Below are 244 nucleotides of genomic sequence, written 5' to 3'. Positions count from 1 at the left end.
AAGTAATATTAACGGCAACCAGCAGCGCGATGACAGGATCGAGAATGAACCAGCCCGTGACGGAAACCAGAAAAACACCGATGATAACGCCGATTGAAGTCCAAACGTCGGTCATCAAATGCTTTCCGTCTGCTTCGAGCGTGATCGAATGATGCTCGCGCCCGGCGCGAATCAAAACGAATCCGACAAATAAATTGATAATTGACGCCACGGCGGAAACCGCGATACCGATGCCGACCGATTC

Annotated in this window: 1 protein-coding gene; it reads right to left on the bottom strand. The window is 50.8% G+C overall.

Translation table 11 applies throughout. The features are described 5' to 3' along the window. The coding region (locus tag ACSNOK_RS35770) for a cation diffusion facilitator family transporter (RefSeq protein ID WP_436784827.1) at positions 1-244 on the bottom strand (244 nt) is incomplete at both ends.

Source organism: Streptomyces sp. URMC 126, assembly GCF_051386555.1.
Lineage (GTDB): Bacteria > Actinomycetota > Actinomycetes > Streptomycetales > Streptomycetaceae > Streptomyces.
The sequence above is the reverse complement of the archived record's forward strand: the minus strand, read 5'-3'. Positions and strand labels throughout refer to the sequence as shown.